Annotated in this window: 4 protein-coding genes and 1 pseudogene; 2 read left to right on the forward strand and 3 right to left on the reverse strand. The window is 49.1% G+C overall.

Annotated features, from left to right (window positions below; translation table 11 throughout):
* Both ACTHMC_RS07800 and ACTHMC_RS07805 read left to right on the forward strand, forming a co-directional pair.
* On the forward strand, positions 1-2226 hold a 2226-nt coding region (locus ACTHMC_RS07800), incomplete at its 5' end, for an MBG domain-containing protein (RefSeq protein WP_440412326.1).
* Positions 2227-2253: 27 nt separating this feature from the next.
* The gene (locus ACTHMC_RS07805; protein ID WP_440412328.1) at positions 2254-3579 is read left to right on the forward strand and encodes an OmpA family protein; all 1326 of its coding nucleotides are present in this window, start codon (positions 2254-2256) and stop codon (positions 3577-3579) included.
* Between the two features lie 136 nt (positions 3580-3715).
* Here the strand turns inward: ACTHMC_RS07805 and ACTHMC_RS07810 are convergent, their stop codons facing one another.
* The 3 genes and pseudogenes from ACTHMC_RS07810 to ACTHMC_RS07820 all read right to left on the reverse strand — a co-directional run.
* Entirely contained in the window at positions 3716-4582 is an 867-nt protein-coding gene (locus tag ACTHMC_RS07810) for a hypothetical protein (RefSeq protein WP_440412330.1), read from the reverse strand.
* 90 nt (positions 4583-4672) lie between these two features.
* A complete protein-coding gene (locus ACTHMC_RS07815; RefSeq protein ID WP_440412331.1) occupies positions 4673-5425 on the reverse strand; it encodes a sulfite exporter TauE/SafE family protein in 753 nt (250 codons plus the stop codon).
* 49 nt (positions 5426-5474) lie between these two features.
* Positions 5475-5657, reverse strand: a pseudogene (locus ACTHMC_RS07820) (radical SAM protein); the annotation flags it as partial.

Consider the following 5657-nt stretch of genomic DNA (forward strand, 5'->3'; position numbering starts at 1 on the left):
ATAAGGATGGATCAGATTCCTAATACTATCACCATGCTGCGCGTTCATGCTGCATTTAAATGGGAGGCTGCAAATCCCCGGATCGATAACCCTTACGACCTGCTGGGCAAGCCGCGTATCGCCAACAAGTCCACTGGTGGCATTGTAGACATGGGAGCTATTGAATCGCAGAAACAATCACAAACGATCACTGTAGCCGATGCTTCCAAAACTTATGGCGATGCCGCTTTCGCACCCGCTGCCACTGCAGGTTCAGGATTGGCCGTGACCTATAGCTCGGGCAATACGGCCATAGCAGAACCATTCTTTGATGCGGCGGATGGAAAATATAAGCTCAGCATCAAAAGCGCAGGAACCGTAACAATTACAGCCAACCAGGGCGGTGACGGAAGCTGGGAGCCTGCTTCTGCCAAAACCTTCCAACTGATGGTAGCGCCGAAGCCGGTAACAATAGGCATCAAATCAACGGCGGAGATCACAAAAAGATATGACGGGCATGTGCAGGGTGGTTTCAATTCTGCCAACCTTGAATTTGCATCCGGTGATATCATCAACAATGATGATGTACAGGCAAAATTCAACGGCATCCTGGTATATGATAACGAGAATGCAGGTGACAATAAAACCATCACCCTTAACCGCCTTTACCTGGAACTGGAAGGAGCCAAGGCGGGCAATTATGTGATCGGCAATGCAGCAGATATTACATTCAGCAGTGCAAGCATCACCAAAGCATCCCTGACGGCAACGCCTGTAAGTGGGCAGGGGAAGATTTACGGAGACACTGATCCTGTGCTTGCATATTCCATCTCCGGAACCCTTTTCAACAGTGATGCCATTACGGGTGTTCTGGCAAGAGAAGCAGGAGAGGATGCAGGGGATTACGATATTACCCTGGGTAGTTTAACGGCTGGCGCCAACTACAATATTATTTTGAACGATGAGTTGTTCACCATCGCAAAGAAACCGGTGATCGTGAATTTCAAAACAACTGCCAGTCTTTCTAAAATTTATGATGGCAGTGATAAGGCAAATCTACAGTCCACAGATCTGGGCTTCGCGGCTGGCGTCATCATCAATGCAGATGCAATAGGAATTCTGCTTAGTGCAGATGCAGCTGCTTACGATAGCAGGCATGCCGGTGATCATAAAACCCTATCTGTTCCCTATAGTGGTCTGTCGCTCACCGGCGCCAAAGCCGGCAACTACCAGATCAGCAATACAGCGGTGCTCAGTACCAATGAGGCCAGTATCACACCTGCTCCGCTGAGCATTACGGCAGAGGGGAAGACGAAAGTGTATGGAACGGCTGATCCCATACTCACCTATTCAATATCCGGCGGTCAACTGTTTGGGTCGGACCAACTTACCGGCGCTTTGGGTAGAGATCCGGGCAGTGATGTTGGCGTATATCCGATCACGCTCAATACGCTCTCAGGTGGTTCTGACTATGCCATTACATATGTTGGTGCTAACCTGAGCATCACCAAAGCCTCACAAAATATCAGCTGGGCGCAGAATGATTTCGAGATAGGTTGTAATGGAGCTCCGGTGCCTATTACGTTGATGGCAACAAGCAATAGTGGTCTGACTGTTACCTATGTTGTTACCAATCCGGCCATCGCATCCGTTAATGGAAATATACTCACTCCCGTTGCTGGTGGTGCTACCACTATCACTGCCATACAGGCTGGTGATAATAACCATGAGCCAGCTATGATGGTGACGAAGAATCTCAAGTACCAGATGGCTGGCGCTATCCGTCAGCACTGGGCTGATGCCATTTTCTTCGATAATACCGGGGGAAATTATACAGCCTGGCAATGGTATAAGAATGGCAATCCTGTCAACGGCGCCACCAGCCCGTATTATAGCGAATCCACTGCATTGAATGGAAATTTCTATGTGGTGGCTACTGATAAAAATGGAAATGTTGTGGAGTCCTGTCCGGTTACTGCTGCAGGTGCAGGGTTTACAGCAGGCATCAAAGTTTCTCCGAATCCGGTAAGGGCTGGTTCTGCAGCTACCGTGACCTGTAATTACAGCACAGGTGAACTGACAGGAGCGAAGCTCATACTGTCTCTGATAACAGGCACAAAGGTACAGGAGGTCACGCAGGTGAATGCTGCCAACCAGGTAACGATGCCGGCGCAAGGGGGACTGTATGTGCTTACATTGATCCTGAGCAACGGACAAAAAGCCTCTGTGAACGTGCTGGTGAAATAATCCACTAACCCTAACTCATTAATTGAAATGAAAAGACTATTTGCAACAGGATGCTTAACGGCTCTCGCACTCACCGCCAGTGCGCAGGAATTCGGCATCGAACTGAACGGCGGCCTGCAGGGCCTGCGTTACAAATATAGCGGCGCATCGCCCGGAATACAGTCGGGTGGCTCACTTGGGGTCAACTATCTTTTCCCCTTCGGTTCCCGTTGGGGTATCCTTACGGGGATCGGCGCAGGTTATTACAATACCAAAACCACGCTGAACAATGGCGCTACACGCTCATCTTACGAAGTTGATGATATGGGATCGGCCTTTCAGTACAATATCAAAGCCACTGGTTATAAGGAAACGAATAGTTTTCTGTCGGCGGCTATCCCTGTTATGCTGCAGTACCAGACCTGTGGTAAAACACAGTGGTATGTGAATGGCGGTGCTAAGATCCTGATCCCTTTCAGTGTAAAAACAAAAGCGTCCGCACAGCAACTGGATCTCAGTGGATACTATCCCGATTATAATATTGAAGTGAAAGATATGCCGCAACATGGTTTCGGAGTGCTCAGCAACTGGAGCCATGAGGCTAAGCCGGAATTGAGGCCAACAACTACGCTTAGCGCGGCTACGGGATTCAGTTTTCCGGCATGTAATAATTTGCGGTTATACACTGGTGTGTATTTTGATTACGGACTAACGGATCCCCGCAAAGAGTCTGATGCCAATGCATCTTTGGTAGCATACAATGCCGGCAATATCAACCAGGCCGGTGTAAATGGCCTGATGAATAAAGGGGACGATGCAAGGATCCTGGCTTATGGCATTCAGGTAAGGATAGGATTCTCTAAAAAGAAGAAGGCTGTTCAACCGGTAGCTATGGCAGAGCCAATTGTAGCACCAGTTGAAACAAAGCCCGCACCGGTAGTTGAGCCGGCCAATCCCACCGAGGTGGTACAGGTGTTTGAGCCTGTAATTGATTCAGCCGTGGTGGAAACCATGCATACTATTACTGAGTCTGAACAAATGGTAGTGAATCAACCGGTAACTTTTGTTGTTCTGGGTAAAACCAATGTGCCGGAAGGGTTGAAGCCGCACCTGGATTCTGTGGCTGGCATTCTGAAGCAATACCCTGGGCTGCATGTCCTGATCGTTGGCCATACCTGTGATATCGGCACAGAAAGAGAAAATGCTAAGGTAGGATTGGAGCGTGCTGAATCCGTTGCGGCTTACCTGAAAAAAAAGGGCGTGCCTGCCAGCCGGATCAGCACCAATTCTGCCGGTCCTTCCCAGCCCATTGTTCCGAATGACTCCAGCAGGAACAGAAGCGAAAACAGGCGTGTGACCATCACCGTTAAATAGTCTTTTGTTATTAGTTATATAAGTCGAAAAGCAAATGGCCGTCTCATCCGGGACGGCCTTTAAAACAAAAGAAGCGGCCTCCCGGGCCGCCTCTATAATAAAAAATGATAGTGATATATGGGAGTGGTTAGTGCTCTTAGTTCTGTACCCTGAAATTGAATTTAAGCGTTCCTACAGATTCTCCTTCGCCGCCACTGAACTTCACCTGCTGTGCTTTCTGAATGGCGATGCTTTTGTATTGTGCTTCAGAAGTAGTGCTGCCTCTGGGCTGGAAAGTGGCTGAGATCACTCTTCCGTTCTCATCAACACGGATGTCTACATATACTGTTGCATTCTCATTGAAATCATCTTTGAAAGAAGGCATCCCTGTGATCTTTCTTCCGCTCAATCCTTTGGAGATGCTTACGCCGTTGCCCTTACCGCCACCGGTATAATTATCGGAGTTGGGGTTGCCGCCGGGCCTTCCCTGATCGCCTGTTCCACCTGCAATGCCCTGGTTGCCGCCTTTCTTGTAGCTGTCTGCTTCGTTACCGCCAGTACCTGTGCCACCGATGCCGCGCATGGTTGCTTTGGGTTTGGGAGGTGCGGGAGCAGGAGGAGCTTCCACGGGCTTCTTTACCGGAGGTGTTTTTACAGTAGCCTTTTCAGGTACTTTCTTCACTTCGGGTTTTGTTACCTCAGGCTTCTTCACTTCCACAGGATTGCTGGGTGCTTCATCAGCTTCAACATCTTTATCGGGAGCTTCCGGTGTTGGTGCGGGAGGAGGAGGCGTGTAAGCGGCCTGCTCTGCAGGTGCAGGAGAGCCGGGCTCGAATGGCTGGTCGTCGCCGAAGCCCTGATCGCTGCTGCCGAGATTCACCTCGAGACCTTCTTCTACAGGAGGCTCGGGGACCGGAGGCAGTGACCATCGTACAAACAGGAAGATGAGTAATAATGCACCACAGATGATTGCGGTGTAAGTGCCTGCCTGCACATTCTTTTTCGATTCAAAATTATCTGTCATACGCCAGGAATTCTGTGTACGAATGTACCAATGTTTCCACTAAACGTTGCAAATAGTATGCTAATTGTTAAACGCTTTCTTAAAATTAAGCTATTTAAAAAAGATATCGTAAGCAAAGCGAAGGATAGTTGCGCACACCACAACCAGGAAGAAGATCCTGATGAATGAGTTCCCTTTCAGTAATGCCAGCTTCGCGCCGCACCAGCCACCGATCATATTGCACACAGCCATCGGTATGGCAATGGTAAAAAGGATCTTTCCACTTGATAAAAAGAAAACGATAGAGCCCAGGTTGGTGCTGAGATTCACGAACTTGGCATTGGCGCTTGATTGCAGGAAATCGAATCCGAGGATGCTGATAAAGGCCAGTACCAGGAAACTGCCGGTACCCGGACCGATGAATCCATCATAGAAGCCGATCACCAGGCTGATGATGGCGGCATACCACCATTGCTGTTTTTCTGTATGCGTCTTTTCTGTATGTGTGCCGAATTTTTTGTTTGTATAAGTGTAAACCGCTACGAGAACCAGCACGATCAGCAGTAATGGTTTCATGAAGCTATTGCTCACCATCGTCAGCAGTTTGGAGCCGCAGAAAGCAGCACAGAAGGCGATGCCGGCCATCAGGGCCAGCATGGGGTAATTGAGCTTCACCTTTTTTGCATATTGATACGCGGCCATGGAAGTGCCGCTGAAGGCGGGGATCTTTAGTGTACCGATCACCGTTGCCACAGGGTATTGAGGAAGTAATACGAGGGCTGCAGGTGTTTGTATCAGTCCACCGCCACCGACAACAGCGTCTACAAATCCGGCAAGGAATGCAAAAATGCAAAGTAGGACCATGAATGAATTGATTTTCGGGGACGCGAGCGACCGGGCACACTCCGTGAAATTAGTGGGCGAAATCTTTCTCGTAGTCTCCCTTGATCCTTTCCATCGGCGGATTGAAATAACCGAATTTGAGGTTGGGGAATTCTTCGCGGATCAACTCCTGCATCTGTTTGATGCCGATCATTTCCGTTTCAGCGGTGAACCCGATCTTGCCAAGGTACCAGTCCGGATCGATATTGAAATT

Origin of the sequence: Pseudobacter sp. (genome assembly GCF_051955275.1) — a bacterium.
GTDB lineage: Bacteria > Bacteroidota > Bacteroidia > Chitinophagales > Chitinophagaceae > Pseudobacter.

Excerpts from the sequence above, each read along its gene's own strand:
- ACTHMC_RS07815 (WP_440412331.1), bottom strand. The coding sequence starts at position 5,425 with ATGGTCCTACTTTGCATTTTTGCATTCCTTGCCGGATTTGTAGACGCT.
- ACTHMC_RS07805 (WP_440412328.1), top strand. The coding sequence starts at position 2,254 with ATGAAAAGACTATTTGCAACAGGATGCTTAACGGCTCTCGCACTCACC.
- ACTHMC_RS07810 (WP_440412330.1), bottom strand. The coding sequence starts at position 4,582 with ATGACAGATAATTTTGAATCGAAAAAGAATGTGCAGGCAGGCACTTAC.